Here is a 26,140-nt window from a genome sequence, read left to right as displayed (position 1 = left end):
TCTTGCATGACCACCAAAACACCGGCTTCACGCTCTCCGGCTGTACGGCTCGCTGCGGCCAAGCGCCCAGGCGTGCGCGAGCAGGCAGCACAAGCTACGCGCGACAACATCCTGCGCGCAGCCACCAAGGTGTTTGCGCGTTACGGCTATGACGGCGGCAGTGTGGAAAAAATATCGCGCTCGGCCAAGTCTTATGACCGGATGATTTATTACTACTTCGGCAGCAAGGAAGGCCTGTTCATCGAGGTGCTGGAAGACATGTACCGGCGCATGAATGATGCCGAACTTGCTCTTGACCTTGACATCGAAAGGCCCGTGGAATCGCTCGAGGATGTCATCCGGTTTGTGGTGAGCTATTACAGCAAGAATCCTGAGTTCATCACCCTCCTGAACACCGAAAACCTGCACCGGGGCAAACACATTGCCAAGTCGGCGCGCGCCAGGGAATACTCCTCGCCGGCGATTGCCATCATCCGGCAACTGCTGGAAAGCGGGGTGGCCAAAGAGGTGTTCCGCGCCGATGTCTCTGCCCGCAACGTCTACCTGCTGATTGCAGCAACCGGCTATTTCTACATCTCCAACCGCCACACGCTGTCGGCCTTCCTGGGCGAAGATCTGCAGGCACCCGAAGCACTGGCGCATTGGCAGGACTTCATCATCAGCACTGTGCTGCGCACCGTGTTGCGCAACCCCTAGCAGAAAGACTCCCATGGCAGAAGTGGCAGCAAGCGCAAAATCAGGCAAAGTGGTCATTACCAACATCGGCTTGCTGCTGTCGGGAGATATCGACAGGCCGATCCTGGATGCAGACACCATTGTGGTGAACGACGGCCTGATTGTAGCTGTTGGCAAGGCCAAAGACTGCGATATGGCCCATGCACAAACCGTGATCGACGCGCACCAGACCTGTGTCGCACCCGGGCTGATCGACAGCCATGTGCACCCGGTTTTTGGCGACTGGACGCCACGGCAAAACCAGATCGGCTGGATCGATTCGACCATGCACGGCGGCGTCACCACCATGATTTCGGCCGGTGAGGTGCATCTACCCGGACGTCCCAAAGACATTGTTGGCCTGAAAGCACTGGCCATCACCGCGCAGCGCGCGTTTGACAATTTCAGGCCCGGTGGTGTCAAGGTGCTGGCGGGCGCACCCATCATTGAAAAGGGCATGGTGGAGCAGGACTTCAAGGAACTGGCCGAAGCCGGCGTCGGCCTGCTCGGCGAGGTGGGCCTGGGCTCAGTCAAGGCCGGTTACGAAGCAAAAGAGATGGTGGCCTGGGCGCGCAAGTACGGCATCCAGAGCACGATCCACACCGGTGGCCCGTCGATCCCCGGCTCCGGCCTGATCGACAAGGATGTCGTTCTGGAAGCCGATGCCGATGTGATTGGCCACATCAACGGTGGGCACACGTCCTTGTCCGAAAACCACGTCTGCGAACTCTGCGAAAAATCCTCGCGCGCGATCGAGATTGTCCACAACGGCAATGAAAAAGTCGCGATTGCCGCGGCTCAGGCTGCCCTGCAGCTCAAATGCCCGCACCGCGTGATCCTGGGTACCGACGGACCGGCCGGATCGGGCGTGCAGCCGCTGGGCATGTTGCGCCTGATCTCGCTGCTATCGAGCCTGGGCAATATTCCGGCGGAGCTGGCCTTTTGTTTTGCCACCGGCAACACCGCACGCATCCGCAAGCTCAACTGCGGGCTGGTCGAAGTCGGGCGTGATGCCGATTTTGTCTTCATGGACAGGGCCCAGCACACGGCCGGACGCGACCTGCTGGACAGCGTGCAGCGGGGTGACATTCCCGGCGTCGGCATGGTCATGATTGATGGGCTGGTGCGCTGCGGTCGCAGCCGCAACACGCCCCCCGCCACGACAATCCCGAGCGTGTTATCCCATGCCTGATGCCACACGCGGGCGCTGAACATGCCTCACATTCTTTCACCCACCAAGGAAGAACTCTCGGCACTTGCGCCCCTGGACCGCCTGGAGCTGCGCGATATCGTGCTGGTGTCCACCGCGCATCAGGCCGACCAGGCGTGGGCCGAACTGTCGACCAGCCTTGTGCTGGGTTTTGACACCGAGTCCAAACCGACTTTTTTCCGCGACCAGGTTTCCGAAGGCCCGCACGTGGTGCAACTGTCAACGCTGCGCAAGGCCTGGGTGTTCCAGCTGTTTGATGCGCGCTGCCGGGAAGTGGTCTCGGCCTTGCTGGAATCAGAAACCGTCATGAAGGTCGGCTTTGGCCTGGCGGGCGACCACACCCAGATTCGACGCACCCTGGGGGTGGAGCCGCGCAAGGTGCTGGACCTGAACGTGGTGTTCAGAAAACAAGGCTATGTCAAGGAGCTTGGCGTACGCGGTGCGGTGGCGCTACTCTTCAAGCGGCGCTTCCTGAAGTCCAGAAAAGCCACCACCTCCAACTGGGCCAACCGGCAACTGAGCGAAAGTCAGCTGATTTATGCAGCCAACGACGCCTGGGCCGCACTGCTGGTCTTTGACGCGCTGGGCTTGCCACCGGGCCAGGCATGCGAACCCTGACCGTTGGGGCTGTATGCCGCTGGAAACTGCTTCTTCTGAAAATCACAGCCAGGCAGTTTCACTCATCGAGCCTGGCCTGCTCACGCAGACCACGACTCGCCGGGCCATCAACCGGTATCAGCCGCCGAGCAGACCCTGAATGATGTCCACAATCAGGTTGTTCTGTTGCTGCACCAATACGATATCGCCGCCAATGCGGGCATAGCGGTAGCCATACGGTGCTGGCGGAAGCTGCACAATGACGGGTTGAGGCACCGAATAGACCGTGACGCCTCGTGGAATCGGTTGGCCCACGGCCCACTTACGCGTTTGGCCCGGAGGCATGCAGCCATTGTTCTTCTTGGCCAAGCCGGGAGGACATTTTTTGCCGTTGGAGTAATTCTGCACGTAGTACTGGCGCACAACCGTCCGCTGCTGATCGTTGAAGTAGGTGCCGGGTTGAATTTCCTTGCGCTCCCGCTTGGCGGCCTTATCCTGCTCCTTGGACTCACGCTTTTCCTGTTTTTCTTCCGCCTTCTGGGAGTGCTTGCCGTTGCCTTTTCCACGGTTGTCATCATCATCCTTGCCCTTTGACAATGCAGGCCCTGCAAGTAAAAGGGTGGCGATGGCCAATGTCACGATGCGGGTTTTCGATGAAAAATAAGTCATGGCGTGTTTCCTTTAGGCCGAAGTTGGCTTGTGAATCAGCTTGACACTTTTTTTTGCACTGGGGCGTAGGATTTTTCACCCTGTGGAAGTAGGTCATCAACCTGGGCGGCTCGCACATGGTGCCGACCCACGGAACATCCTCTCCTGTTAAAGCTGAGCCATTGCAGGTTCACTCGCCGGGTACGGTGTCCTGCGTCCTTGCTTCGCCGTCGGCCTGCGCATCCAGGGAACGCGGACGCTGGGTGCGCCGTCCCTCTTTGGCAAGCAACTCAAGGTAAAAAGCATCGGCGCCGTCTTTTGCGGCGGCATCCACCAGCGGAATCATGGTTGCGAAGTGCACCACCGTTGCCGCCTCCTCGCTGGCGCCGAAGCGGCAGTCGAAATCCCAGAAATCCACACCCTCGGGCAAGGGCACGCGGCGCTGGCGTTTGACGTATTTGCGGATGTCGTGCTTGATCGCGTCGAGCACGCGGTCGCGGTTTTTGCCTTCGATGTTCAGCTTGAATGTCTTTTTCACGGGTGCCTTGAAGTCAGTAGGTGCCGGTCCCCTGAAAAGAGCCGGTTCGCCATCTGTCGATTATGCGGCTTGCCCTGCAGCGCGGCTGGCCTGACGGGCTTAAACTGGGCGTTTGCCGGGCGCGCTCCGGCCCCTGCACTTCACAAAGCCCTTGTTCATGCCATTTACTTCCCTGGGCTTGTCCCCCGCCCTGCTGCGCGCCGTCAGCGCCAGGGATTACCTCAGCCCCACGGCGATCCAGGCAGCCTCCATTCCGGCCGTGCTGCAGGGCCGCGATGTGCTGGCCTCGGCGCAGACCGGTTCGGGCAAAACCGCTGCCTTTGCGCTGCCGCTGTTGCAGTTGCTGCAGCAGGCACCCAGCGAGAAGCCACGCCGTGTGCGCCTGCTGGTGCTGGTGCCGACGCGTGAGCTGGCGGCGCAGGTCGGCGAGGAAATCCGCAGCCTGGGCCAGCACCTGCCGCAGGCGCTGAAGATCGCTGTGGTGTTCGGCGGCGTGTCCATCAACTCGCAGATGATGCATCTGCGCGGCGGCGCCGATATCGTGGTGGCCACGCCGGGCCGGCTGCTGGACCTGGCCGACCACAACGCGGTGGTGCTGTCAGGCGTCGCGGCACTGGTGCTTGACGAGGCCGACCGCCTGCTGGACCTGGGCTTTGCCGAGGAACTGAGCCGCATCCTGGCGCTGCTGCCGGCGCAGCGGCAAACCCTGTTTTTCTCGGCAACCTTTCCGCCGGCCGTGCAGGCACTGGCACAAGGCCTGTTGCGCGAACCGGTGCACATCGATGCACCGGCCGAACCCGAGGGTGAACCCGACATCATGCAGCGCGCGATCGCGGTGGACCCGGGCCGCCGCACCCAGTTGCTGCGCCATCTGATTGGGCAAAACGGCTGGCGCCGGGTACTGGTGTTTGTGGCCACCAAACATGCGGCAGAAATGGTGGCCGACAAATTGCGCAAGGCCCGCATCAACGCCGAACCTTTCCACGGCGAGTTGAGCCAGGGCAAACGCACTCAGGTGCTGGCCGACTTCAAGGCCTCCCGGCTCAAGGTGGTGATCGCCACCGATGTGGCCTCGCGCGGGATCGACATCGCGCAGTTGCCGGTGGTGTTGAACTACGATTTGCCGCGCTCGGTGCAGGACTATGTGCACCGCATAGGGCGCACTGGCCGCGCCGGCGAGAGCGGGCTGGCTTTGAGTTTTGTCAGTGCGGACACCGAGGCGCACTGGCGTCTGATTGAAAAACACCAGCAACTCCAGCTGCCGCGCGAGCAGGTCGCCGGGTTTGAACCGCTGCGGGTGGCCCCGGCAGAAGCACCGTCGACCGGCGGCATCAAGGGCAAGCGGCCCAGCAAAAAAGACAAGCTGCGCGCAGCGGCAAGCGGTCTTTAGTCTGGCGCTGCCACCCTGGCGCTCACGCTGGTCATCGCATAACCCTTTTCGCTGATCTGCTCTTCAAGCCGGGCAATGGCGTATTTGCCAAGCTGCTCGGCCTGTGCACCGCCTTCGATACCCCGCGCCTCGGACTCCCAATCGGTGTTGGTCGCCTCTTCCGGAATGAGCCGCCCCTCGGGCACGGCCAGGTAGGAATAACGATGGCCTGATTCGGCCCGGCGGTAAATATCCAGTCGCATGGTTGCTCCTTCGCTCGGTTTGCTGAGCTTCCACCTTATCGTCGCCACACAGCTGCGCTGTAGGAGAAACCCGCGTTTGCCCGAAAAACCCTGTCGGCGCTTTCCGCTGCGTCAAGCTTTGCTGCGTTTTTGATAGCTATTCACGCATGCCAGACAAGGGCTGGAGGCATTTTTTGCATAAACCTTCGAAAACCCGCAATGCAATTCCGGCAGACACGCAGGTGACGCATCCACGCCGCGATACGAAGTATGCTGCGCCGCAACCAGCTTTCCTACCGCACACCCATCCACAGGAGCCATTGATGAACGATCTTTTCTCTCTCCAGGGCCGCAGCGCGCTGATCACAGGCGGCTCACGCGGTATTGGCCGCATGATTGCCGCCGGTTTTCTGGCGCACGGCGCTCGCGTTTACATCTCGGCGCGCAAGGCCGCCGCCTGCGACCAGACCGCCAGAGAACTCTCCAGTCTGGGGCACTGCGTCTCGCTGCCTGCCGACGTGTCCACCGCGGAGGGTGTTGCCGCGCTGGTCGCGGCTTACGCCCGCCACGAACCCCAGCTGGATATTCTGGTCAACAACGCTGGCGCAGCCTGGGGCGCGCCGTTTGACGAGTTTCCCGAAAGTGGCTGGGACAAGGTGATGGACCTGAACCTCAAAACACCGTTCTTCCTGACGCAGGCATTGGCGCCCCTGCTGCGCAAGTCGGCAGCGCAGCGGCCCGCCAAGGTCATCAACATCGCGTCCATCGACGGCATCTCCGTCAACCCGATGGAGACCTACTCTTACGCAGCCAGCAAGGCCGGCCTGATACAGCTGACAAGGCGCATGGCGCTGCGCCTGATCGAAGACAACATCGTGGTCAGCGCCATTGCCCCCGGCGCCTTTGCCTCGGACATGAACAAGGACGCACGCGACCATGGTGACGCGGTTGCTGCGCGAATTCCCGCCGGGCGCGTGGGGCAGGACGACGACATGGCCGGTGCGGCGATTTACCTGGCCTCGCGTGCAGGCGACTACGTGGTGGGCTCCACACTGGTGGTCGACGGCGGCGTGACGCATGCGCGCTGAACGCGCAAGCAACTTTTCAAGCGGCAAACCCGGGAGAACGGGCCCTTTACTTTTTCTGACAAAACTCTGACGCCGCCCCTCTCGGGGCAGCAAGTAAAACTACCTAAGTCCTAACCCGCTCACCCGCTACCAAGCAAGTCGTTAGCATCCAACTCTCTGTGGCGGGCTTGTCTGCCTGCCACCTTCATGTCTGTCAGCCGGAGAGCAATTTGTCAGCGGAGTTCATTCTTGAAACGCAGGGCTTGACCAAGGAGTTCAAGGGCTTTGTCGCCGTCAACCAGGTGGACCTCAAAGTCCAGCGCGGCCACATCCATGCGCTGATCGGGCCCAATGGCGCAGGCAAAACCACCTTCTTCAACCTGTTGACAAAGTTCCTGCACCCCACCGCAGGAACCATCCTGTTCAACGGCATCGACATCACCACCGAAAAGCCTGCTCAAACCGCGCGCCGCGGCATTGTCCGGTCATTCCAGATCTCTGCGGTGTTTCCGCACATGACGGTGCTTGAGAACGTGCGCGCGGCACTGCAACGCAATCTGGGCACCTCTTTTCACTTCTGGAAAGCCGAAAGCACGCTGTTTCACCTGCATGACGAGGCCCGCCGCTTGCTCGCGCAGGTCGATCTGCAGGACTTTGCCGACGAGCTGACGGTCAATCTGCCCTATGGCCGCAAACGCGCGCTGGAGCTGGCCACCACGCTGGCACTTGAGCCGGAACTCATGCTGCTGGACGAACCCACGCAAGGGATGGGCCACGAAGACGTGGCACGCGTGACCCAGCTCATCAAGAAGGTTTCCATAGGCCGCACCATCCTGATGGTGGAACACAACATGAGTGTGGTCGCGTCGATAGCGGACCGCATCACCGTGCTGCAGCGCGGGGCCATCATTGCCGACGGCCCCTACGCGGAGGTCTCCAGCAATCCACTGGTGATCGAGGCCTACATGGGCACCGCCAATACCGAATTGCAAGGGGCCCACTGATGTCAAAGGAGCTCCTGAAAATAGAAGACCTGCACGCCTGGTATGGGGAGTCGCACATCCTGCATGGCGTCAACCTGACGGTGCATGAAGGCGAAGTGGTGACCCTGCTGGGACGCAACGGCGCCGGCCGCACCACCACCATGCGCGCGATTGTGGGCCTGACCGGCGCGCGCAAAGGCTCTATCCGCATCCAGGGGGAGGAAACCATCAAGCTCGCGCCGCACAAGGTGGCACACCTGGGCGTCGGTTATTGCCCCGAGGAACGCGGAATTTTTGCCAGCCTGACGGCCGAAGAAAACCTGATGCTGCCGCCCACCATTGCGCCGGGCGGCATGAGCCTGGACGAGATCTACGCCATGTTTCCGAATCTGAAAGAGCGTGCCTCCAGCCCCGGCACACGGCTCTCAGGCGGCGAGCAGCAGATGCTCGCCGTTGCACGTATTTTGCGCACGGGCGCACGCCTGCTGTTGCTCGACGAAATTTCCGAAGGCCTGGCACCGGTGATTGTGCAAAAGCTGGCCGAGATGATCCTCACGCTCAAGGCCAAGGGTTACACCATCGTGCTGGTGGAGCAGAACTTCCGCTTTGCAGCGCCGCTGGCTGACCGTTTTTACGTGATGGAGCACGGCACCATCGTGAAGCAGTTTGCCCAAAGTGAGCTGGCCCAGAACATGGGCATGCTGCAGGAATACCTGGGCGTGTAAGCCCGCGCCCGACTGCATCCACCACCGTTTTCGCTTTTCGATCCCAACCAACCAGGAGACCCCATGAAACTCAAAACCCTAGTCGCCGCACTGGCCATCGGCTTTTCCGCCGCAGTGTCTGCCCAGAACACCGGCCCCGTGAAAATCGGCTTCATCACCGACATGTCCAGCCTCTATGCCGACATCGACGGCCCGGCCGGCGGTGAAATGATCAAATGGGCGGCACAGGATTTTGGCGGCAAGGTGCTGAACCGTCCGATCGAAGTGCTGACCGCTGACCACCAGAACAAGGCGGACGTGGCCAGCTCCAAGGCACGCGAATGGATAGACAAGGATGGCCTGTCCATGCTGATGGGCGGCACCAGCTCGGGCACCGCGCTGGCCATGTCCAAAGTCGCGTCCGAGAAGAAGCGCCCCTTCATCGTGATTGGTGCCGGCTCGGCCCGCCTGACCAATGAAGACTGCTCACCCTACACCGTGCATTACGCCTACGACACCGTGGCACTGGCCAAGGTGGCCGGTTCCGCCCTGGTCAAGGCCGGCAACAAGAACTGGTTCTTCCTGACGGCTGACTACGCCTTCGGTTACTCGCTTGAAGGCGACGCGTCCACCGTGGTCAAAGCCAATGGCGGTACCGTGGCTGGCGCGGTGCGGCATCCGCTGAACGCCTCCGACTTTTCGTCCTTCCTGCTGCAGGCTCAAAGTTCCAAGGCACAAATTCTGGGCCTGGCCAACGCCGGTGGTGACTTCACCAACGCAATGAAAGCCGCCAAGGAATTCGGCATCAACAAGACCATGAAAGTGGCTGGGCTGCTGGTGTTCATCAACGACGTGCACAGCCTGGGCCTGGCCAACACGCAGGGCCTGCAACTGGCCGACAGCTGGTACTGGAACCAGGACGACGCATCGCGCAAGTTTGCCAAGCGTTTCTTTGAAAAATACAAACGCATGCCGTCCAGCCTGCAGGCCGCCGACTATTCAGCCGCGACGAGCTACCTCAAGGCCGTACAGATCGCAGGCACGACAGATGCCGACAAAGTCATGGCCACGCTCAAAAGCATGAAGATTGACGATTTCTACAACAAGGGCCAGATTCGCGCCGATGGCCGCATGATCCACGACATGTACCTGTTTGAAGTCAAGGCAGCCAAGGACTCCACGACACCCTGGGACTATTACAAGATGATCGCCAAGGTTCCAGGCGAGCAGGCTTTCACCACGGTAGCCGAATCCAAATGCGCGCTGCTGAAAAAGTAAGCTGATCATAAAACTGGAAGACAAAGCGGCAGGCCAATCAGCCGGCCGCTTTTTTTAGATGAACTGAACGGCCTCCATGGAAATTTTCGGTATTCCCCACCAGGCTTTTCTGGGCCAGCTGCTGCTGGGCCTGGTCAATGGCGCGTTTTACGCCATGCTCAGCCTCGGGCTGGCTGTCATTTTTGGCCTGCTGGGCATTGTGAATTTTGCGCACGGCGCCCTTTACATGCTGGGCGCATTTGCCGCCTGGATCATGCTCGACAAGCTCGGCATCAATTACTGGATGGCGCTGGTGCTGGCGCCGCTGACGGTCGGTGCCATAGGCGTGGTGATAGAGCGGGTTTTTCTCAAGCACCTGTACAAACTCGATCACCTGTACGGCTTGCTGCTGACCTTTGGCCTGTCACTGATTCTCGAAGGCATTTTCCGCGAACTCTACGGGGTATCCGGCCAGTCCTACCCGGTGCCTGAACTGCTGTCAGGCGCCACCAACCTGGGCTTCATGGTCCTGCCCAATTACCGCGCCTGGGTGGTGCTGGTATCGCTGGTGGTCTGCCTGGGCACCTGGTTCCTGATCGAAAAAACAAGGCTGGGCGCCTACCTGCGTGCCGGCACTGAAAACGCCGCCCTGGTGCAGGCCTTCGGCATCAACGTTCCGCTGATGGTCATGCTGACCTATGGTGCCGGCGCTGCACTGGCGGCGCTGGCCGGCGTGCTGGCTGCACCCATCATCCAGGTCAATCCGCTGATGGGCTCGAACCTGATCATTGTGGTGTTTGCAGTGGTCGTCATTGGCGGCATGGGCTCCATCATGGGCTCTATCCTCACCGGCCTGGGTCTGGGAATTGTCGAAGGGCTGACCCGCGTGTTCTATCCCGAAGCTTCGAGCATTGTGGTGTTTGTCATCATGGTCATCGTGCTGATGATCCGGCCCGCCGGCCTGTTCGGCAAGGAAGCATGACCATGACCACCACCCTCCAACCCACCGCCTACGACAAGCTGATGACCCGCGCCGCCAAGCTCACCCGCATCACCTACATTGCGCTTTTGATTCTGGCGCTGGTCGCACCCATGCTGGGCCTGTACCCGGTGTTTGTGATGAAGCTGCTGTGCTTCGCAATATTTGCCTGCGCGTTCAACCTGCTGCTCGGCTTCACCGGCCTGCTGTCTTTCGGCCACGCCGCTTTTTTTGGCTCGGCTGCCTACGTCACCGGCTGGTTCATCAAGTCGCAGGGCTGGACGCCCGAGCTGGGCATTGCCGCCGGTGTGGTGGCTTCCGGCCTCATCGGTCTGGTGGTGGGCGCGGTGGCCATCCGGCGTCAGGGCATTTATTTCGCCATGATCACGCTGGCGATTGCGCAGATGGTTTATTTTGTCTGCCTGCAGGCATCCTTTACGGGCGGTGAAGACGGCCTGCAGGGTGTGCCGCGCGGTGCGTTGTTCGGGCTGATCTCGCTGGAGTCAGACACCACCATGTATTACCTCGTGGTCGCGGTATTTGTGGCCTGCTTTCTGGTGATCTCGCGCATTGTTCACTCGCCGTTTGGCCAGGTGCTCAAGATGATCCGCGAAAACGAACCCCGTGCCATCTCTCTCGGTTACCAGGTGGACCGCTACAAGCTGCTGGCTTTTGCACTGTCGGCAGCACTGGCCGGCCTGGCCGGTTCGCTGAAGACGCTGGTGATGGGTTTTGCCACGCTGTCCGATGTGCACTGGTCCATGTCCGGTGAGGTGATTTTGATGTCCCTGCTGGGCGGCGTCGGCACATTCTTCGGCCCGGTGTTTGGCGCGGGCATTGTGATCTCGCTGCAAAACCTGCTGGCCGACAAGGTCGGCTCCTGGGTCACCGTGATCATTGGCGTGATTTTTGTGATGTGTGTGCTGACCTTCCGCAAGGGCGTGGTCGGCGAGCTTCAGGCATATCTGGAGCGGCGCCGGCGCGCTGCCACCGGCCAGGACGCCTGAAACCGGGCACGCAGCTCCTAGTCGTCGGCGCCCGCGCTGGACAAGGCATCACTGAGGTGTCGCGGCAGTACCAGCTTGCCCTGGTCGTCGGGCAGGGCCTCAATACTGATCAGCGGCGCTGAAGCGCTGACCCCGCCGAACAGGGTGGCAAACGCGCAGTCAGCTGCATCGCGCCCGGTGGCAAAACGCACAAACCCCATGGGGATCGCGGTGCCCGAAGGATCGAAAAGGTACCAGCGGTGGCCCACATACACCTCCACATAGGCGTGGAAGTCGGTCGGGCCCAGGGCTGGATCGGCGCCGTAATCAATACCACTGACAAAACGCGCCGGAATGTTGACCGCTCGACACAGCGCAATCATGAGGTGCGCAAAGTCGCGGCAGACACCCGCCTCGTCGATCAGCGTGTCTACCGCCGTCGTGTAGCCGGTCGAGCTGTTGGAGGTGAAAGTGACGCGCTGGTTGACCCAGTCCCGGATCGCCTGCACCCGGCTGTAGCCCTGGCGCAAGGACCCAAACTCCTTGACCGCCAACCGGTGCAGTCGGTCTGACTGGCAATATCGGCTGGGGTACAGATAGGGCAGTACCTGTCCAGGCAATTGCAGCACACCAATTTCCTGCAGGTTATCGGGCGGCGCCTGGTGGTGGTGCACATCCACCGTAGCGCCATAACTGACCGTCAGCGGGCCGGGCGCTGCCCTGAATTTCAGGTAGCGGTTGTGGCTGACCGGGTCGGTATACAGGTCGGACTGCAGGATCTGGCTGATGCCCAGGGTTTCGCCCAGCACGTTTTGCTGGGGTGTTTGAGCGGCGTGAATGTTGAAAAGAAAATCACAACCCGCGTCGGCGACCTGGTAAGCCAGTTCGATTGAAAATTTAAGCCTGACCATGTTGGCGTTCCTGAAACGGTGGTGCCTTTTGCACGCGCGTGGCGTGCAGGCGGGTTGCAGAGGAGCTCGCGCTTTGCGGCGAGCGGCACGGGCGCCGGTAGATAGCCTTGCGCACTCAGACGCGCGCCAAAGCAACTCTCTGTCATTGTGGCTTGCGCCGGCGCACTTTCTGGCAAGTCGGGACAAACTGGCACCACACAGGCGTCGCAGGCCCACAGCCAAAGGCGTCCTGTCCGACCAGCAGCGGGCTTGTCCGCCTACAGACGCGCGCACTGGGTAAATCAATTTGCTATTATTTTAATAGCTGCTTACGCTTTACCAATAAGGGCTGGAGGCCTTTTTCATCTCACGATCTGTCAAAAAGGCACGGTCTGCCCCTGGTAGTCCATCAGCGCCCCGGTATCTGTCGGCTTCAGGCCCGCAAGCACACCCAGCAGCTCGGTGGCAGCTTGTTCCGGCGGGCGTACCTTGAGCCCGGTTTTGGCGAAAGGCTGGCTCAATGCCGTGTCCACCGTGCCAGGGTGCAGCGCCACACAGACGCTGTCCGGGTTGCGGCGCGTCAGCTCAATCGATGCGGTTTTGACGAGCTGGTTCAGTGCCGCCTTGGATGCGCGGTAGCCGTACCAGCCGCCCAGCGCATTGTCGGCAATGCTGCCAACCCGGGCCGAGACAAAGGTGGCCACGCATGGCCCGCGCTTGGGCAGAAGCGGAAACAAATGTTTGATCAACAACGCCGGCCCCAGCGTATTCACCAGAAAAACATGCTGCAGGTAGGCCATGTCCAGATGGGTCCAGCTGCGCTCGGGTTGGCCTGCCTCGCCGTGCAGAAATCCGCTGGCAACCAGCAACAGCCTCAGTTCCAGACCGGACTCGGCGCAGATGCCCGCAACCTCGTGTGCTGCTGCGGAGATGCTGGCCTCATCGGCGTAGTCGATATGGAGCTCGCTGTTGCGCCCCAGCGCCAGCACGCGCGCATAAGAAACGTCTGCCTGCAACTGCGCCCGCAGGGCAGCGCCCAGGCCGCCGCCGGCACCGACTACCACCGCCAGGCCGGCGCGCGACGCCTGCGCTGCAAGGGCGCCTTCAGGCTTCATCCATGAAGCGCACCTTCACGCTTTTGCCCTTGACACCGCCATTGGCGAGCTTTTGTTGCGCCTGGCTGGCCAGCGCTCGGTCCACAGCGACATAGGTGGAAAACTCGTTGACGTTGATCTTGCCGACCTGTTCGCGCGTGAACGGCGGAATGTTGCCGGCATCACCGGTGAGCGCCCCCAGCACGTCACCGGCGCGGATTTTTTCCTTGCGGCCGCCGACGATCTGCAAGGTGACCATGGGTGGCAGCAGGGGCTCGTTGCTGGCAGAAGTCAGTTCGCCGAGCTTGTGCCACTCCGATTCGGCTTTCTGCAACACCTCGATTTTGCCGACGTATCCCATCTCGTCCATGCTGGCCAGGCTGATGGCCCAACCTTCTTCGTCGGCGCGGCCGGTGCGGCCAATGCGGTGGATGTGCACCTCGGCGTCCGGCGTCACGTCAACGTTGATCACCATCGCCAGTTGCGCGATGTCCAGGCCGCGCGCCGCCACATCGGTGGCTACCAGCACCGAACAGCTGCGGTTGGCAAACTGCACCAGCACCTGGTCGCGCTCGCGCTGCTCCAGTTCACCAAACAGCGCCAGCGCACTGAAGCCCTGCGCTTTCAGATAGGCCACGAGCGAGCGGCACTGCGACTTGGTGTTGCAAAAGGCCAGCGTGCTGGCGGGACGGAAATGGCGCAAGACCTGCGCCACCGCGCCCAGGCGGGCCTCGTCGTGGTCGCTGTCGGGCACCTGGTACCAGCGCTGCTGGATCTTGGTTTTTTCATGCTGCGCCTCTACCCGGATGGTGTGCGGTGTCTTCATGAACTGCTGGCTCAGCTTCGCGATGCCCTCGGGATAGGTCGCCGAAAACAACAGGGTCTGGCGCTCTTTCGGGCACTGTTTGGCAACGGTGACGATGTCGTCGAAAAAACCCATGTCCAGCATGCGGTCGGCCTCGTCGAGCACCAGGGTGTTCATGGCTTCCAGCGTCAGGTTGCCGCGCGCCAGATGGTCCATGATGCGGCCCGGCGTGCCGACCACGATGTGCGCACCATTTTCCAGGCTGGCGGTCTGGTTGCGCAGAGGCACGCCGCCGCACAGCACCACCACCTTGACGTTTTCTTCCGCCCGCGCGAGGCGGCGGATTTCCGTGGCCACCTGATCGGCCAGTTCACGCGTGGGGCACAGCACCATGGCCTGCACCGCAAAACGCCGCGCATTAAGGTTGGCCAGCAGGGCCAGCGCAAAGGCGGCGGTTTTGCCGCTGCCGGTTTTGGCCTGGGCGATCAGGTCCTTGCCCAGCAGCGCCACCGGCAGGCTGGCGGCCTGGATCGGTGTCATGCGGGTGTAGCCCAGCAAAGTCAGGTTGGCCAGGGTGGCAGGATTGAGGGAAAGGGTGCTGAAATCGTTGCCAACGTCTCCCGCACCGGAGGTCGCGGCAGCAGCTGCCGGAGAAGGGAAAGTAGCTTGGGTCATACACCGATTATCGTGACCGGGACCTTTCAGCGTATTTTGGGGCCGCTTATCCCGTCCAAACCCTATAAGCTGGCGGGCATGCGAAACCACCCGCACCCTTGGCCGACCGCCCGCCATGACTCCTGACTCGCCTGCCGTCACGGCGTCGGTCCAGGCGCTGGGCACCCATGCCCTGCTGGCGTTTGGCGCCGCGCTGCTGCTGGTGCTGGTGGGTGTGGCCGTACTCTGGCAGCTGGCTCAGCGCTACGGCTTGCGTCGCGAAGAAAGCCGCTGGCCGCCGCTGGTTTACCTGGCTGCTTATCTGGCCCTGGGCTTTGGCATCATCGCCAGCGCGGCTGCGCTGTTTGCCGAAGTCGCGGAAATGCTGGGGGAAGGCCCGCAACTGGGCCGGCTGGACCTGCTTTTCTCAGATGCCCTACGCGACAGCAGCTCGAAAAGCGTGTTGCGCGTGTTTGCAGCGCTCACGCATCTAGGTGATCCGGTGACACTGGCGGTGCTGTGCCTGCTGGTCGCCCTGATTTTGCTGGTACAGCGTCAACCCTGGCTGGCCGCAGGATGGGTAATGGCGATTGTCGGCAATGCGCTGCTCAACCCTGCGCTCAAGGCCATCTTTGCACGCAGCCGCCCAGCTCACGACCAGTCGCTGGTGTTTGCAGATGGCTGGAGCTTCCCCAGTGGCCACGCCTCCAGCTCAGTCGTGGCCTACGGCATGCTGGCCTATTTGTTGGTGCGCCTGTTGCCACCACACTGGCCAGCCAGCGTGCGCCTGGTGGCCGTGTTGCTGGCCACGGTGCTGGCTTTCACGGTGGGCAGCAGCCGCGTTTTCCTGCAGGTTCATTTTGTCAGCGACGTCCTGGCGGGCTTTGCCTCTGGAACCGCCTGGCTCGCCGTGTGTATAGCTACGCTGGAGCTGATTCGCTACCGCCTGAGCTTCAAGCGGCCAGGCTAAGCCTGCGCCCACGAACCGGTGTGCACCAGCGCGGGCGACAGCTGGCCAGCACCCCAGCGCAGGGGCAGCGCGGCCTGTAGCCGTCTGGCCGTCTGCACCCTCAAACGCAGCAGGCGCTGCGCCCCTTCGAATGCTTGCAGCTCGGGCCCGTCCCAGATGATCTCCGCCGTCACCGCCAGATAGAGCAGGTCGCCATTGGCAAAGTCAATGAACAGCAGGCCAGCACGGGGATTAAGCGCGATATTGCCGAGGGTGTTGAAGAAAAAATTACCCAAAAAGTCAGGCATGGTCAGCACACTGTTGGCGTCCACCCGCACAAAACCGGGCTTGCCGCCACGGTGCGATACATCCACACCGCCTGCCTGTCCGGCCTGCGCGCTGTCACCGGCGAAGGCGCTGGCGATAAACACCGTGTCTGCTGCCTCGACCATGCGCCGCGCGGCGTCATCAAGCCCAGCCGAGTCAAAAACCTGGCCCTTGAGCGGGTGATGACCACCCACATACACCGGCTCGCGTGCCTGGATGTATTTGGGGCAGTTGCCAAAACTCTGGCTCACGGCCACCTCAAATCCGGTAGGCGTCAGGCCCTGCACCACCCCATTCATGCGGTTACGCCGCCGTGTGTGCGGCTCAATGCCCAACAGGCCTATGGGTACGCCATCGGCCAGCGTGCCTTCCAGCGGGTCGCCCCGCAGCGGCTGTGCGTGCAGCAGCAGATGCCACGGATCCGGCGACTCGATAAACCCGATCGGCTGGGCCAGCACCGAAGCCCAGGGCTGGCCGGCCCCGTCCACCGTGCCGACGATCACAAAGGGAAGCTGCGCAAAAAACGCGCGGTGCTGGTCCGGCATGAAATCGCGGATCACGCGCGGGCCGACCTGCGCCATCCGCTCTTGCACGCCAACGCGCTGCTGCACAGCCCGCTCCCCCTGATGAAAGGTCGGCTCAGTCATGGGGCCAGCCCCACAGGTGTTTTGACCATGGGCACAAAACGCGGCAGCGCCTCGATGCGGGTCAGCCAGGCGCGAAGCTCCGGATACGCCTGCAACGAGACTTTGCCCTCAGGGGCACGCGCCACATAGCTGTAGTTGGCAATGTCGGCCAGGGTGGCAGTTTCACCAGCCAGAAAACGCGTCTGACCGAGCTGCTGCTCCATCACACCGAACAGCGCGTGCGCCCGCTCAACCGCCTCCGCGCTTTCGGGCCGCCCGAAAAGCTGGATCACGCGGGCGGCAGCAGGCCCGAAAGCCAGCGGGCCCGCCGCCACCGACAACCAGCGCTGAACCCGTGCAGCCGCCAGCGCCTCGCGGGGCAGCCACTGCTCGGCATCAGCGGCATAACGCGCATTGAGGTACACCAGAATCGCGTTCGAGTCGGCCAGCGTGACGTCCCCATCCTGAATCACGGGTACCTGACCAAATGCATTCATCGCCAGGAACTGCGGGCTCTTGTGGCCCTTGGCAGCAAGATCAATTTCCACCCGCTCAAACGGCAGTCCCAGCAAAGATAAAAACAGCTCAACCCGGTGCGAATGGCCCGATATGGCGACACGGTAAAGCCTGATCGGCTGCGCTGGCCATGCCGGGTGGGTTGCTGTTGTAGCGGTGCTTGCAGTCATGAAAGCCTTCAAAAGTGGTTAAGCAGCCGCCATTGTGTTTACTCCATATGAATGAATAAATGGCTTAAAACGGAATTAACTAATCCATCCAATGGACTAATTCCCATTCGGGCTTTAGCATGCGGGCATGGACAAACTCAGGGCCATGCAGGCCTTTATCCGGATTGCAGAAGAAGGCAGCCTGACTGCTGCGGCACGTGCCATGGAAACCTCGCTGCCGGCGATGGTGCGCACCCTGGCCGCTCTGGAGCAGGCCTTGGGCGTGCGCCTGTTCAACCGCACCACCCGGCGCATCTCGCTGACCGAAGAAGGCAGGCGGCACCTGGAAAGCTGCCGCCAGATTCTTGCGGCACTCGACGACGCAGAAGCCGCGCTCTCAGCCGGCGCCGCCGAACCGGCCGGCCAGCTGACCATCACTGCGCCCATTTTGTTCGGGCAAATGCATGTGGCCCCGGCCGTCACACGTTTTGTGCAGCAATACGACAAGATGCGCTGCAGCATGGTGCTGGCAGATCGCGTGGTCAATCTGCTCGAAGAAGGCATTGACGTGGGCATACGCATAGGTGCGCTGGACGACTCCACCCTGGTAGCCCAGCCGGTGGGACAGATTCGGCGTGTTGTGGTGGCCAGCCCCGCCTGGCTGCGCCGCCACGGAACGCCGCGCCACCCCAAAGACCTGCTCAAGGCCAACTGCGTGCGGGTCACCGACCATGCGCCTACCTGGGGCCCCTTCAACGACGGCGGCCGGCCTTTGCGGCTCAGTGTCAGCGGTAACCTCGACTTCAACCAGAATGCGCCGGCCGTGGCCGCCTGCGCAGCGGGGGTCGGCCTGGGCAGCTTTTTCTCTTACCAGGTGGCGCCTTATCTCAAAGACAAGCAGTTACGCACTGTGCTGGAAACGTTTGAACCGCCCCCCCGGCCCATCAGCGTGGTCTACCCGCACGCCCGCTTGCTACCGGTCCGCACCCGGGTGTTTATTGACTGGATCAAACACGAGCTCCGCGAATTCCGGGACTGAGCACGCAGGGCGCCCAACGCGGCCACCGTTTGCAAGCATGGCGTCAACCTGACAAGAAAAACAGCACTCAGCCCCTACCCTATATGCGCAAGCAGCTATTATTTTTGTAGCAAATTCCCCACCGATTGCAGGTTCAATGCGCTGCAGACACGCTCAAGGGGTACACGCATTACCATCCATCCATGAAAACTTTTGACTTTGACCTGTTTGTCATAGGCGGCGGCAGCGGTGGCGTACGTGCCGCACGCATGGCGGCGCAGCGCGGCGCGCGTGTGGCCATCGCCGAGGTGGCCGCCATGGGGGGCACCTGTGTCAATGTCGGTTGCATCCCGAAAAAACTTTACAGCTACGCGGCGCACTACGCGGAATCCTTTGAAGAGTCGCACGGCTTCGGCTGGTCAGGCACGGCGCCGGTGTTCAACTGGGACGTGCTCAGGGCCAACCGCGCGCGTGAGATCACCCGGCTCAACGGCATCTACAACCAGTTGCTGGCCAACGCTGGCGTCACCATCATCACCGGCTGGGCCACGCTGATTGATGGCCACAACGTGAAGGTGGAAGAACAGACCTTCAGCGCCAAAAACATCCTCGTCAGCACCGGCGGCACACCCACGGTACCGGCGCTGGAGGGCCGCGAGTACATCGTGACATCGGACCAGATGTTTGATCTTGAGCCATTTCCCAAGCGCCTGCTGGTAGTGGGCGGCGGGTATATCGCCTGCGAGTTCGCCTCGATCTTCAACGGACTGGGCGCCGAGGTGACCCAGGTCCATCGGGGCGAGAAGTTACTGACGGGCTTTGACCACGACGTGCGCAGCTTCATTGCCACCGAGATGGAAAAAACCGGCGTCCGCCTGCGCCTGGGCGCTGAGGTAGAAGCCATCAGCAAAACCGCAGCGGGCCTGCAGGTCACGCTTCAAGCCGGAGCTGGGCAGGTGACGGTGGATGCGGTGTTGTACGCCACAGGCCGCGTGCCCAACACCAATGGCCTGGGCCTGGAAGCGGCCGGCGTCAAACTGAGCCACAAGGGTGCAATCGAAGTCAACAGCCACTACCAGAGCTCTTTGCCGTCGGTCTATGCACTGGGCGACGTGACGGCACGCCTGCAACTGACGCCAGTCGCCCTGGGTGAAGCGATGGTGCTGGTGGACCACCTGCTGGGACCGGCTGCAGGTAAAAAGCGGCGCAGCATGAGTTATGACTTTGTGCCCACCGCAGTGTTCACCCACCCGAACATCGGCACTGTGGGGTACTCCGAGGAGGAGGCTCGCAAAGTGTTTGGCAAAGTCACGGTTTTCCGCACGGACTTCAAGCCACTTCGGCACACCTTGAGCGGCAGCACCGAACGCACCCTGATGAAACTGCTGGTCGAAGACGCCACAGACCGCGTCGTTGGCCTGCACATGGTGGGGCCAGACGCGGGCGAGGTGGTGCAGGGTTTTGCAGTCGCCATGAAAGCAGGCGCCACCAAGGCGGTTTTTGACAGCACCATCGGCATACACCCGACCCTGGCGGAAGAATTTGTCACCATGCGTGAGCCGGTGACCCCCTTCGCTTCAGACTGACAAGCTGTCGTCCGCCTCAAGCGGTAATACCAGGTTGGCGCGTTCTATGGCGGCGTCAAACGCAGCCAGCTCCGCATCGGTTTGCGGCCTCACGCGCGTGTCCAGCGGATGAAATACCTGGTGCTGCAGCCTTCTGAGCCCGTCGGATTTCTCCATCGCCGCCAGCACCTGCGCGGGGGCCATCATCAATGCAAAAGGGTTGGTACTTGTGGATTGGGTTCGCATGACAGCTCCTTGGTAAACGCCGGGTACAGACCTTGACGGGATGGCTGCACTTTAGGAGAAGGCGCAAATTCTGCAAAGTCAGCGGGCGGCGTGAAGCTGTGTAGGAAAGCGACTGACGCCATGCGGCACGGCGGGACCACGCCCTAAAACGCCCGCTCCCCCTTGTGCCAGGCGGCTCTGACAATCGGCATGTCGCCGCTCATCCGCACCCGGATCAAATCGGCACGCAGGCCGGGCGCAAGCTCACCCCGGTCTGTCAGACCAATTGCAAGAGCCGGGTTGCGCGTCACTGTTTTCACCGCCTTGGGCAGGCTCCAGCCTACCGTGTCGCGCAACAGAAATGCCGACTGCAACAAGCTGGCGGGCACGTAGTCCGACGAAAAAATATCCAGCAGGTCGAGCTGCGCCAGTTCAGCCGCCGCGACATTGCCCGAATGTGAGCCGCCTTTGACCAGATTGGGACCACCCATGACGATGGCCATGCCCGCAGCCCGCGCCGACCGGGCTGCAGCCACCGTGGTCGGAAACTCGGAGATGGCGATGCCTTCCGCGCCAGCCTGCGCTACGTGTTCAATCTCGGTATCGTCGTGGCTGGCCACCGGCAGATCGCGTGCGAGGCTGCCGGCAATCACGGCAGCGCGATTCGGAATGGCGAATTGTTCCTGTTGCGTCTTGCGCTCGTGCACCATTGCCAGATACTCGGCATCGTTGAAGCTGCCGTAACGCTCTGCATACCGCCGGTATTTGCTGAGGTCGCGCCACTGCCGCTGGCCCGGGGTATGGTCCATCACGCTGACCAGCTCCAGCAGCGAGTCATCGGCATAACTCTCAAATACGTCCACAATATCGGGCGCCGACACCTCACAGCGCAGGTGCAGGAGGTGCTCTACCCGCAGCAAGCCTTCAGCACGGCATTCGTGCAAGGCTTCAATCGACACGTGCTGGGTCTGGCTGCGCGTGCCGCCCTGGTCCATGTCGCCAATCACCACAGAGTCCAGCACGGTGATGATGCCCGCTGCGGCGCACAATGCATCGTGCATGACCGTGGCAGAGTGCGCATTCCACAACACGCCGGGGCGCGGCACCAGGTGTTTTTCAAGGTTGTCGGTGTGCAGCTCGACCAGGCCGGGCAGCAGCCAGTCTCCGGCCCAGTCCTCGGCACCGGTCACAGACGTGTCGCCACGCTCTATAGAGCGGATCAAGCCGCCTTCCAGCACCATACAGCCGGTGAACTCTTCGGTGGCCGTGACAATTCTGGCGTTCCTGATGATCTTCTGCTTCATGCGTCTTTCCTGCTTTCCTGTTCAGTTTGATTGTCGGTAATCTTCCACATCCAGACACCGGCTGGCGACTGCTGCGCGCACTTCATCATCATGAAAAATACCGATCACGGCCGCACCGCGCGCCCGTGCCACATGAATCAGCTCCACCACCACGCGCCGGTTGTCGGCATCCAGCGAAGCCGTGGGCTCATCAAGTAGCAACACCGGATGCCCTGCAATCAGGCCATGCGCGATGTTCACGCGTTGCTGCTCGCCGCCGGAAAAAGTGGCTGGTGGCAGGTGCCACAGCCGCTCGTGCAGGTTCAGGCGCGCCAGCCAATGTGCGGCCTGGCTGCGTGCCTCGTCGGCTGCCATACCGAGGCGACGCAGCGGCTCGGCCACTATGTCCAGCGTCGATACCCGGGGAATCACGCGCAAAAACTGCGACACATAACCGAGGGTCCGACGCCGCACTTCGAGTACTTCGCGTGGAGCTGCAGCCGAAAGGCTGACCCACTGGTCGTCATGGCGGATGCGTACATCGCCGCTGCTGGCGCTGTAGTTGCCGTACAGGCAGCGCAACAATGAGCTTTTGCCGCTGCCAGAGTGCCCGGTGAGGGCCAGGCATTCGCCCGGAAGCAGGCTAAGGCTGATGCCGGAGAACACCGGCAACGCCAGGCCACCGCGCGCATGCAGGGTGAAGGTTTTGGAAAGCTCGGTGGTTTCAAGAACTGCGGTCATGGCATGGGTGGTAGCGGTCAAGGAGTGAGGACAGACGACACCAGCAACTGGGTGTAAGGGTGTTGCGGATCGTCCAGCACGCGATCGGTCAGGCCCTGTTCGACCACATAGCCGTCTTTCATGACGAGCATGCGGTGCGCCAGCAGCCGCGCCACCGCCAGGTCGTGCGTGACAATCACCGCCGCCAGATGCAGCTGGTCCACCAGCTCGCGTACCAGGTCCAGCAAACGCGCCTGGACCGATACATCCAGACCAGTGGTGGGTTCGTCCATGAAGACCAGGCGCGGGTGTGTCACCAGGTTGCGTGCAATTTGCAGGCGTTGCTGCATGCCGCCCGAGTAGCTGCCCGGCAGGTCGTCAATGCGGTCGGTATCCAACTCTACCCGCTCCATCCAGCCCAGCGCCTCGCTGCGTAGCTTGCCGTAGTGGCGTGCGCCCAGCGCCATCCGGCGCTCGCCGATGTTGGCGCCGCCAGAGACATTCATGCGCAGGCCATCGCGCGCATGCTGCTCGACAAAACCCCAGTCGGTGCGTGCCAGCCAGCGCAAACGGGCCTGCGAGAGCCGGGCCAGATCGACCAGACCGTCCGCACCCTGTACCTCGCCGGCTTCGCCCCGCACGTCGTACATGACCGAGCCCGCGTCGCAGCCCAAGCGGGCGGCCAGCAAGCGCAGCAGCGTCGATTTGCCGGAACCCGACTCGCCCACCACGGCGAGCACCTCGCCAGGATAGAGGTCAAAACTCACATCGCGACAGGCCCAGCGCAGCCGGTTGCCCTGCATGAACTGTTTGCCAACACCCCGCACCGACAGCAACAGATCGTCTTTCATGCCGCGCCTTTCGCTACAGCGGTGGCCTTGGCTGGCGTCGGTACAAGCGTATTGGGCATGTGGACCGCTTGCTGGGTACCGACGTGTCCAGCTTCCCTGCGCTCACTGCAAAAGTCACTGTCTGAACAGACAAACAGCCGGCTGCCTGCGTCATCCACAATCATTTCATCGAGGAAGCTGTTGTGGGCCCCGCACAGGGCGCAGGCGTGCTCCCAGCGCTGCACCTCAAACGGGTGGTCCTCAAAATCAAGGCTGCGCACCGCGGTGTAAGGCGGTATTGCGTAAATGCGTTTCTCGCGCCCGGCACCAAAGAGCTGCAAGGCCGGGTTCATGTGCATTTTCGGATTGTCGAATTTCGGTATCGGTGAGGGCGATGTCAGGTAGCGCTCATTGACCAGTACCGGGTAATCGTAGGTCTTGGAGATCGCTCCCAGTTGCGCAATATCCTCGTAGAGTTTGACATTCATCAGGCCGTATTCGGCCAGTGCGTGCATGGTGATGGTCTCTGCTCGGCGCGGCTCCAGCCGGAACAGGGGTTCCGGCATGGGCACCTGGTACACAAGGGTCTGTGCTTCAGTCAAGGCCGCTTCGGGAATGCGATGGCGGGTCTGGATGATGCTTGCTTCTGCCGTTCTTTCGGTGGTCTGGACACCCGTGGTGCGCGCAAAGAAGCGCCGGATATTCACCGCGTTGGTGGTGTCGTCGGCGCCCTGGTCAATCACCTTGAGCACATCCTTGCGGCCTATGATGCTGGCGGTCACCTGCACACCGCCAGTCCCCCAGCCATAGGCAAACGGCATCTCACGCGAGCCAAACGGAACCTGGTAGCCGGGTATGGCCACGGCCTTGAGCATGGCGCGGCGTATCATTTTTTTGGTTCGCTCGTCGAGGAAACCGAAGTTGTAATTGGCGTCCATCAAGCGGCCTTTTGTATCACCGCCGCAGCGGATTGGGCGGCGTCGGCGCTGCTGTTTTTCCCGGGCTGCCCCGCCTGCCCGATCTCCAATTCCTGTGCATGGGCGGCACGCAACTTGCGCACCAGCTCCAGTTCGGACTGGAAGTCCACATAATGCGGCAGCTTCAAATGCTGGACAAAACCCGAGGCCTCCAGACTGTCGGCATGCGACAGAACAAATTCTTCGTCCTGCGCCGGCGCCACCGCCACCTCACCGAGCTCGCGCGCACGCAGCGCGCGATCCACCAGCGCCATCGCCATGCTTTTGCGCTCGGCGCCGCCAAAAGCCAGCCCGTAGCCCTGGGTAAACTGCGGCGGCACCTCCCGATTGCCGGCAAACTGGTTGATCATCTGGCACTCGGTGAGCTCCACCTCGCCGATGTCAATCTCAAAGCCCAGTTCATCCGCCACGATGTCCACCGACACCGTGCCGCGCCGGATTTCACCGGCGAACGGATGTGTGTTGGCATAACCACGCTGCGTGGAGTAACCCAAAGCCAGCAACCAGCCCTCGTCGCCACGGGCCAGCGCCTGGAGACGCACGGGCCGGTCTGCGGGGAACATCAGAGGCTCACGCGTGATGTCGCCGGGTTCACCCTCGGCCAGGGCTTGCGGCGTTTCCATCAAACCCTCGCGCGCCATCAACTCATGGATACGCGGCATGCTGTCTGGCAGGGGCTGTGCCGCAACAGGTGCTGCGGGTTGCGGCGCATCGCTGCCACCCTCGGCCAGCAGCGCGAAATCCAGCAGGCGCTGCGTGTAGTCGTAGGTGGCACCCAGCACCTGGCCGCCCGGCACCTCCTTGAAAGTGGCCGATACGCGGCGTGACAGTTGCATGCGCGCTGTGTCCAGCGGCTGGCTGTAGCCAAATCGGGGCAAGGTGGTGCGGTAAGCACGCAGCAGAAAAATCGCCTCGATCAGATCACCGCTGGCCTGCTTGATTGCCAGCGCAGCGAGTTCAGGATCGTAAAGCGAACCCTCTGTCATCACCCGATCCACTGCGAGCGAGAGCTGTGACTGGATCTGCGCGACCGACAATTCCGGCAGCGCCGTATCTCCGCGGCGCTGCGCCGCCAGCAGCTGCCAGGAGTTTTCGATGGCGGCGGTGCCGCCTTTTACAGCCACATACATGTCAAATGCCCTCCACGCGGCGCACCCGCGTTGTGCGCGGCAAGCCCAGCGCTTCACCGCCGCAGGTAAAAAGAATGTCCACACCTTGAGGAAACGCCGCGTGATTGGCTTGCCACTGCGCCCAGAAGTTGTCCGGCAATCCGTCCACACGCACGGTCTGCTTTTCCTGGATGCCGGGGCCGCGCCACTCTACGGCCGGCCCGTTGTCGAACGAGGCCACCTCCAGCAGCAAGGTCGCCGAACGCTCAGGCGATGCCACCGAACCAGCGGCAAAAGCATCGATCGCAGGCATGGCGCCAGGAGCGGTGAGCACAGCAAATGCCGCCTCCTCAGGTGCAGGCGCAAGGGGAGCGCCGGTATGAAAGCGCAACCAGCCAGACGTTGCGGCATCAGAATGCTGCCACCAGACCGGTGTGTCGTCATCGGTCAGCGCGAGCAACAGGTGGGCCATGGCCGGGCCAAGTGCCAGGCCCGCGACAGGCTGGCCCACGGCAAAACGCCGGCCTGGTCGCGCCAGCGCATCGAGTGCACTGCGAAAAGCCGCCTGTCCGTCATGCACCGGGTCTGCAAAACCGGCGCAAAGATGCTGGTGTGGCGTCATGCTTCACCCCGGACAAAGGTAAAAAATTCAACTTTGGATGCGGCTGCCGCGCGGCTGGTGTCGTCGCGCTGTACTGCCTGCTGCCGGGACAGCGGCTCGACCAGCTCACGCACGATGTCGGCGTGACGCACCGGGTCCTGCAGCAAGGCATCAATAATCGCAATCAGCTCGGCCTTGCGGCGATCCCGCCCAAGGGTATAACCCACACCCAGCGCACCTGTGCCCATGCGCAGCGCACAGCGCGTCACGCTGGCCTCACCGAGGTTGAATACATCGCCGGTTCCGCCAATACGCCCGCGCAGCATGACCATGCCTGGCTCCGCCGGGCGCACAGGGTCGGGTGCCGGCAAATCACCGAGCAGCAGGCAGGCAGCCTCCAGCTCCGGCCGGCTGGCGCGCGCGAGCACAGCCAGCCACCGTCTGCGAGTGGCCGTATCGGGGGTGAAGGTCTCTTTTGTCATACAGATGTCTAAATCAGTCACTAGAG

The 26,140-nt window shown here is 62.0% G+C and carries 29 protein-coding genes; 13 read left to right on the top strand and 16 right to left on the bottom strand.

The annotated features are described in order from the left end of the window. The first annotated feature begins 6 nt into the window (after nucleotides 1-6). From Q8L50_RS09950 to Q8L50_RS09940, 3 genes are read left to right on the top strand one after another with little or no spacing between them, the layout of a single operon-like run. The gene (locus Q8L50_RS09950; RefSeq protein WP_305348512.1) at nucleotides 7-696 is read left to right on the top strand and encodes a TetR/AcrR family transcriptional regulator; all 690 of its coding nucleotides are present in this window, start codon (nucleotides 7-9) and stop codon (nucleotides 694-696) included. 13 nt (nucleotides 697-709) lie between these two features. Further along, nucleotides 710-1,906 (top strand): amidohydrolase family protein, encoded by a 1,197-nt coding sequence (locus tag Q8L50_RS09945; protein WP_305348511.1) that lies wholly within the window; start codon nucleotides 710-712, stop codon nucleotides 1,904-1,906. A 21-nt stretch (nucleotides 1,907-1,927) separates the two neighbouring features. Further along, on the top strand, nucleotides 1,928-2,542 hold the full coding sequence (locus tag Q8L50_RS09940; RefSeq protein ID WP_305348510.1) for a 3'-5' exonuclease: 615 nt from the start codon (nucleotides 1,928-1,930) through the stop codon (nucleotides 2,540-2,542). A 117-nt stretch (nucleotides 2,543-2,659) separates the two neighbouring features. On the opposite strand, the gene Q8L50_RS09935 is transcribed toward Q8L50_RS09940, so the two are convergent. Then, nucleotides 2,660-3,190 carry a DUF1236 domain-containing protein gene (locus tag Q8L50_RS09935; protein WP_305348509.1) on the bottom strand — a complete coding sequence of 177 codons (531 nt, stop codon included), beginning with the start codon at nucleotides 3,188-3,190 and terminating at the stop codon, nucleotides 2,660-2,662. A 169-nt stretch (nucleotides 3,191-3,359) separates the two neighbouring features. After that, nucleotides 3,360-3,707, bottom strand: coding sequence for a DUF6172 family protein (locus Q8L50_RS09930; RefSeq protein WP_305348508.1), 348 nt, complete (start codon nucleotides 3,705-3,707; stop codon nucleotides 3,360-3,362). 157 nt (nucleotides 3,708-3,864) lie between these two features. On the opposite strand from Q8L50_RS09930, the gene Q8L50_RS09925 reads away from it, so the two are divergent. Continuing rightward, the gene (locus Q8L50_RS09925) at nucleotides 3,865-5,097 is read left to right on the top strand and encodes a DEAD/DEAH box helicase (RefSeq protein WP_305348507.1); all 1,233 of its coding nucleotides are present in this window, start codon (nucleotides 3,865-3,867) and stop codon (nucleotides 5,095-5,097) included. Here the strand turns inward: Q8L50_RS09925 and Q8L50_RS09920 are convergent. After that, nucleotides 5,094-5,339: a DUF6139 family protein gene (locus Q8L50_RS09920; RefSeq protein ID WP_305348506.1), complete on the bottom strand. Its 246-nt coding sequence runs from the start codon at nucleotides 5,337-5,339 to the stop codon at nucleotides 5,094-5,096. The genes Q8L50_RS09925 and Q8L50_RS09920 overlap by 4 nt on opposite strands. Nucleotides 5,340-5,641: 302 nt before the next feature. On the opposite strand from Q8L50_RS09920, the gene Q8L50_RS09915 reads away from it, so the two are divergent. From Q8L50_RS09915 to Q8L50_RS09890, 6 genes are all read left to right on the top strand, one after another. Continuing rightward, the gene (locus tag Q8L50_RS09915) at nucleotides 5,642-6,406 is read left to right on the top strand and encodes an SDR family oxidoreductase (protein ID WP_305348505.1); all 765 of its coding nucleotides are present in this window, start codon (nucleotides 5,642-5,644) and stop codon (nucleotides 6,404-6,406) included. A 209-nt stretch (nucleotides 6,407-6,615) separates the two neighbouring features. Beyond that, nucleotides 6,616-7,389, top strand: a complete 774-nt coding sequence (locus Q8L50_RS09910) for an ABC transporter ATP-binding protein (RefSeq protein WP_305348504.1) — start codon at nucleotides 6,616-6,618, stop codon at nucleotides 7,387-7,389. Beyond that, nucleotides 7,389-8,093, top strand: a complete 705-nt coding sequence (locus Q8L50_RS09905) for an ABC transporter ATP-binding protein (protein ID WP_305348503.1) — start codon at nucleotides 7,389-7,391, stop codon at nucleotides 8,091-8,093. The genes Q8L50_RS09910 and Q8L50_RS09905 overlap by 1 nt, the downstream gene beginning before the upstream one ends. A 63-nt stretch (nucleotides 8,094-8,156) precedes the next feature. After that, nucleotides 8,157-9,350: an ABC transporter substrate-binding protein gene (locus tag Q8L50_RS09900; protein WP_305348502.1), complete on the top strand. Its 1,194-nt coding sequence runs from the start codon at nucleotides 8,157-8,159 to the stop codon at nucleotides 9,348-9,350. 76 nt (nucleotides 9,351-9,426) lie between these two features. Continuing rightward, nucleotides 9,427-10,311: a branched-chain amino acid ABC transporter permease gene (locus tag Q8L50_RS09895; RefSeq protein WP_305348501.1), complete on the top strand. Its 885-nt coding sequence runs from the start codon at nucleotides 9,427-9,429 to the stop codon at nucleotides 10,309-10,311. Nucleotides 10,312-10,352: 41 nt separating this feature from the next. Continuing rightward, entirely contained in the window at nucleotides 10,353-11,315 is a 963-nt protein-coding gene (locus tag Q8L50_RS09890) for a branched-chain amino acid ABC transporter permease (RefSeq protein ID WP_305348582.1), read from the top strand. 17 nt (nucleotides 11,316-11,332) lie between these two features. On the opposite strand, the gene Q8L50_RS09885 is transcribed toward Q8L50_RS09890, so the two are convergent. The 3 genes from Q8L50_RS09885 to dbpA form a co-directional block, all read right to left on the bottom strand. Beyond that, on the bottom strand, nucleotides 11,333-12,205 hold the full coding sequence (locus Q8L50_RS09885) for a transglutaminase family protein (protein WP_305348500.1): 873 nt from the start codon (nucleotides 12,203-12,205) through the stop codon (nucleotides 11,333-11,335). Between the two features lie 356 nt (nucleotides 12,206-12,561). Further along, nucleotides 12,562-13,299 (bottom strand): SDR family NAD(P)-dependent oxidoreductase, encoded by a 738-nt coding sequence (locus Q8L50_RS09880; protein WP_305348499.1) that lies wholly within the window; start codon nucleotides 13,297-13,299, stop codon nucleotides 12,562-12,564. Beyond that, nucleotides 13,289-14,758: an ATP-dependent RNA helicase DbpA gene (dbpA, locus tag Q8L50_RS09875; RefSeq protein ID WP_305348498.1), complete on the bottom strand. Its 1,470-nt coding sequence runs from the start codon at nucleotides 14,756-14,758 to the stop codon at nucleotides 13,289-13,291. The genes Q8L50_RS09880 and dbpA overlap by 11 nt, the downstream gene beginning before the upstream one ends. Before the next feature lie 115 nt (nucleotides 14,759-14,873). Between dbpA and Q8L50_RS09870 the strand changes: the two genes are divergently transcribed. Continuing rightward, complete coding sequence (locus Q8L50_RS09870; RefSeq protein ID WP_305348497.1) at nucleotides 14,874-15,707, top strand: phosphatase PAP2 family protein; 834 nt, start codon at nucleotides 14,874-14,876, stop codon at nucleotides 15,705-15,707. On the opposite strand, the gene Q8L50_RS09865 is transcribed toward Q8L50_RS09870, so the two are convergent. Both Q8L50_RS09865 and Q8L50_RS09860 read right to left on the bottom strand, forming a co-directional pair. Continuing rightward, nucleotides 15,704-16,660 carry a pyridoxamine 5'-phosphate oxidase family protein gene (locus Q8L50_RS09865; protein WP_305348496.1) on the bottom strand — a complete coding sequence of 319 codons (957 nt, stop codon included), beginning with the start codon at nucleotides 16,658-16,660 and terminating at the stop codon, nucleotides 15,704-15,706. The two genes, Q8L50_RS09870 and Q8L50_RS09865, sit on opposite strands and share 4 nt — an antisense overlap. Continuing rightward, nucleotides 16,657-17,325 carry a glutathione S-transferase family protein gene (locus Q8L50_RS09860; protein WP_305348495.1) on the bottom strand — a complete coding sequence of 223 codons (669 nt, stop codon included), beginning with the start codon at nucleotides 17,323-17,325 and terminating at the stop codon, nucleotides 16,657-16,659. Before Q8L50_RS09860 ends, Q8L50_RS09865 begins: the two co-directional genes overlap by 4 nt. A gap of 127 nt (nucleotides 17,326-17,452) precedes the next feature. On the opposite strand from Q8L50_RS09860, the gene Q8L50_RS09855 reads away from it, so the two are divergent. Together Q8L50_RS09855 and gorA are read left to right on the top strand one after the other, a co-directional pair. Then, nucleotides 17,453-18,343 carry a LysR family transcriptional regulator gene (locus tag Q8L50_RS09855; protein ID WP_305348494.1) on the top strand — a complete coding sequence of 297 codons (891 nt, stop codon included), beginning with the start codon at nucleotides 17,453-17,455 and terminating at the stop codon, nucleotides 18,341-18,343. Nucleotides 18,344-18,525: 182 nt separating this feature from the next. Beyond that, nucleotides 18,526-19,908: a glutathione-disulfide reductase gene (gene gorA, locus Q8L50_RS09850; protein ID WP_305348493.1), complete on the top strand. Its 1,383-nt coding sequence runs from the start codon at nucleotides 18,526-18,528 to the stop codon at nucleotides 19,906-19,908. Here gorA and Q8L50_RS09845 read toward each other — a convergent pair. The 8 genes from Q8L50_RS09845 to phnG form a co-directional block, all read right to left on the bottom strand. Next, nucleotides 19,900-20,133 (bottom strand): hypothetical protein, encoded by a 234-nt coding sequence (locus tag Q8L50_RS09845; RefSeq protein WP_305348492.1) that lies wholly within the window; start codon nucleotides 20,131-20,133, stop codon nucleotides 19,900-19,902. The two genes, gorA and Q8L50_RS09845, sit on opposite strands and share 9 nt — an antisense overlap. Nucleotides 20,134-20,276: 143 nt before the next feature. Next, a complete protein-coding gene (locus Q8L50_RS09840; protein ID WP_305348491.1) occupies nucleotides 20,277-21,416 on the bottom strand; it encodes an alpha-D-ribose 1-methylphosphonate 5-triphosphate diphosphatase in 1,140 nt (379 codons plus the stop codon). 21 nt (nucleotides 21,417-21,437) lie between these two features. Further along, complete coding sequence (gene phnL, locus Q8L50_RS09835) at nucleotides 21,438-22,136, bottom strand: phosphonate C-P lyase system protein PhnL (protein ID WP_305348490.1); 699 nt, start codon at nucleotides 22,134-22,136, stop codon at nucleotides 21,438-21,440. Nucleotides 22,137-22,153: 17 nt separating this feature from the next. Next, nucleotides 22,154-22,918: a phosphonate C-P lyase system protein PhnK gene (gene phnK / locus Q8L50_RS09830; RefSeq protein WP_370869779.1), complete on the bottom strand. Its 765-nt coding sequence runs from the start codon at nucleotides 22,916-22,918 to the stop codon at nucleotides 22,154-22,156. A 44-nt stretch (nucleotides 22,919-22,962) separates the two neighbouring features. Further along, nucleotides 22,963-23,883, bottom strand: coding sequence for an alpha-D-ribose 1-methylphosphonate 5-phosphate C-P-lyase PhnJ (locus tag Q8L50_RS09825; RefSeq protein WP_305348488.1), 921 nt, complete (start codon nucleotides 23,881-23,883; stop codon nucleotides 22,963-22,965). After that, nucleotides 23,883-25,052: a carbon-phosphorus lyase complex subunit PhnI gene (locus tag Q8L50_RS09820; RefSeq protein ID WP_305348487.1), complete on the bottom strand. Its 1,170-nt coding sequence runs from the start codon at nucleotides 25,050-25,052 to the stop codon at nucleotides 23,883-23,885. Before Q8L50_RS09820 ends, Q8L50_RS09825 begins: the two co-directional genes overlap by 1 nt. Nucleotide 25,053: 1 nt before the next feature. Beyond that, nucleotides 25,054-25,653 carry a phosphonate C-P lyase system protein PhnH gene (gene phnH / locus Q8L50_RS09815; RefSeq protein WP_305348486.1) on the bottom strand — a complete coding sequence of 200 codons (600 nt, stop codon included), beginning with the start codon at nucleotides 25,651-25,653 and terminating at the stop codon, nucleotides 25,054-25,056. Beyond that, nucleotides 25,650-26,114 carry a phosphonate C-P lyase system protein PhnG gene (phnG, locus tag Q8L50_RS09810; protein WP_305348485.1) on the bottom strand — a complete coding sequence of 155 codons (465 nt, stop codon included), beginning with the start codon at nucleotides 26,112-26,114 and terminating at the stop codon, nucleotides 25,650-25,652. The genes phnH and phnG overlap by 4 nt, the downstream gene beginning before the upstream one ends. Nucleotides 26,115-26,140 lie beyond the last annotated feature (26 nt).

Source organism: Polaromonas sp. (assembly GCF_030680935.1).
In the GTDB taxonomy this organism is placed as follows: domain Bacteria; phylum Pseudomonadota; class Gammaproteobacteria; order Burkholderiales; family Burkholderiaceae_C; genus Polaromonas.
The sequence above is the reverse complement of the archived record's forward strand: the minus strand, read 5'-3'. Positions and strand labels throughout refer to the sequence as shown.

Coding starts and splice junctions, on each gene's coding strand:
- Q8L50_RS09950 (WP_305348512.1), top strand. CDS start 7: ATGACCACCAAAACACCGGCTTCACGCTCTCCGGCTGTACGGCTCGCT.
- Q8L50_RS09945 (WP_305348511.1), top strand. CDS start 710: ATGGCAGAAGTGGCAGCAAGCGCAAAATCAGGCAAAGTGGTCATTACC.
- Q8L50_RS09940 (WP_305348510.1), top strand. CDS start 1,928: ATGCCTCACATTCTTTCACCCACCAAGGAAGAACTCTCGGCACTTGCG.
- Q8L50_RS09935 (WP_305348509.1), bottom strand. CDS start 3,190: ATGACTTATTTTTCATCGAAAACCCGCATCGTGACATTGGCCATCGCC.
- Q8L50_RS09925 (WP_305348507.1), top strand. CDS start 3,865: ATGCCATTTACTTCCCTGGGCTTGTCCCCCGCCCTGCTGCGCGCCGTC.
- Q8L50_RS09920 (WP_305348506.1), bottom strand. CDS start 5,339: ATGCGACTGGATATTTACCGCCGGGCCGAATCAGGCCATCGTTATTCC.
- Q8L50_RS09915 (WP_305348505.1), top strand. CDS start 5,642: ATGAACGATCTTTTCTCTCTCCAGGGCCGCAGCGCGCTGATCACAGGC.
- Q8L50_RS09905 (WP_305348503.1), top strand. CDS start 7,389: ATGTCAAAGGAGCTCCTGAAAATAGAAGACCTGCACGCCTGGTATGGG.
- Q8L50_RS09900 (WP_305348502.1), top strand. CDS start 8,157: ATGAAACTCAAAACCCTAGTCGCCGCACTGGCCATCGGCTTTTCCGCC.
- Q8L50_RS09895 (WP_305348501.1), top strand. CDS start 9,427: ATGGAAATTTTCGGTATTCCCCACCAGGCTTTTCTGGGCCAGCTGCTG.
- Q8L50_RS09890 (WP_305348582.1), top strand. CDS start 10,353: ATGACCCGCGCCGCCAAGCTCACCCGCATCACCTACATTGCGCTTTTG.
- Q8L50_RS09885 (WP_305348500.1), bottom strand. CDS start 12,205: ATGGTCAGGCTTAAATTTTCAATCGAACTGGCTTACCAGGTCGCCGAC.
- Q8L50_RS09880 (WP_305348499.1), bottom strand. CDS start 13,299: ATGAAGCCTGAAGGCGCCCTTGCAGCGCAGGCGTCGCGCGCCGGCCTG.
- dbpA (WP_305348498.1), bottom strand. CDS start 14,758: ATGACCCAAGCTACTTTCCCTTCTCCGGCAGCTGCTGCCGCGACCTCC.
- Q8L50_RS09870 (WP_305348497.1), top strand. CDS start 14,874: ATGACTCCTGACTCGCCTGCCGTCACGGCGTCGGTCCAGGCGCTGGGC.
- Q8L50_RS09865 (WP_305348496.1), bottom strand. CDS start 16,660: ATGACTGAGCCGACCTTTCATCAGGGGGAGCGGGCTGTGCAGCAGCGC.
- Q8L50_RS09860 (WP_305348495.1), bottom strand. CDS start 17,325: ATGACTGCAAGCACCGCTACAACAGCAACCCACCCGGCATGGCCAGCG.
- Q8L50_RS09855 (WP_305348494.1), top strand. CDS start 17,453: ATGGACAAACTCAGGGCCATGCAGGCCTTTATCCGGATTGCAGAAGAA.
- gorA (WP_305348493.1), top strand. CDS start 18,526: ATGAAAACTTTTGACTTTGACCTGTTTGTCATAGGCGGCGGCAGCGGT.
- Q8L50_RS09845 (WP_305348492.1), bottom strand. CDS start 20,133: ATGCGAACCCAATCCACAAGTACCAACCCTTTTGCATTGATGATGGCC.
- Q8L50_RS09840 (WP_305348491.1), bottom strand. CDS start 21,416: ATGAAGCAGAAGATCATCAGGAACGCCAGAATTGTCACGGCCACCGAA.
- phnL (WP_305348490.1), bottom strand. CDS start 22,136: ATGACCGCAGTTCTTGAAACCACCGAGCTTTCCAAAACCTTCACCCTG.
- phnK (WP_370869779.1), bottom strand. CDS start 22,918: ATGCAGGGCAACCGGCTGCGCTGGGCCTGTCGCGATGTGAGTTTTGAC.
- Q8L50_RS09825 (WP_305348488.1), bottom strand. CDS start 23,883: ATGGACGCCAATTACAACTTCGGTTTCCTCGACGAGCGAACCAAAAAA.
- Q8L50_RS09820 (WP_305348487.1), bottom strand. CDS start 25,052: ATGTATGTGGCTGTAAAAGGCGGCACCGCCGCCATCGAAAACTCCTGG.
- phnH (WP_305348486.1), bottom strand. CDS start 25,653: ATGACGCCACACCAGCATCTTTGCGCCGGTTTTGCAGACCCGGTGCAT.
- phnG (WP_305348485.1), bottom strand. CDS start 26,114: ATGACAAAAGAGACCTTCACCCCCGATACGGCCACTCGCAGACGGTGG.